At 47.0% G+C, this 591-nt stretch carries 1 protein-coding gene; it reads left to right on the top strand.

Features of this window, described 5'->3' with window-relative positions; all coding sequences use genetic code 11:
- The coding region (locus ACTXGO_RS15905) for a flavin-containing monooxygenase (protein WP_443575203.1) at positions 1 to 591 on the top strand (591 nt) is incomplete at both ends.

Here is a 591-nt window from a genome sequence, read left to right as displayed (position 1 = left end):
ATTGGCGCTGGCATTGCAGGTATCGATATGGCTTGCCGCTTACAGCAAGCAAAAAATAAACCCCTGTTTCGCCCAAAATCTACAACAAAGAGCAAGCAGCACGCAAAGGTAACACAGCGCTTTGTAGTATTAGAAAAACGCGCTGATCTAGGCGGGACGTGGGACTTGTTTACTTACCCAGGTATCCGCTCCGATTCTGATGCGCTAACCTTTGGCTATAGTTTTCGGCCTTGGCTGGATCATAGAGTGCTAGCTAAGGGCGATGATATTAAAGCGTATCTAGCCAGAACGGCACGCGAGTTCAATGTCACCGAGCACATCCGCTATCAACACGAGGTCAGACAATTATCTTGGTCAAGTGAGGATCAACTGTGGTCTGTCATTATTAAGAACCATGTGGACGGTAACGTATTTACTTTGAGCGCAAAGTTCGTCGTCGGTGCTACAGGCTACTATGATTATGAGCAGGGATATCGACCACACTTCAAAAATGAAGAGGACTTTAAAGGTCAAGTCGTACATCCGCAGCACTGGCAAGATACTGATTATGACGATAAGAAAATCGTTATCATCGGTAGCGGGGCGACGGCG

Source organism: Psychrobacter sp. T6-1 (assembly GCF_052258445.1).
This window is presented reverse-complemented; position numbering and strand designations above follow the sequence as displayed.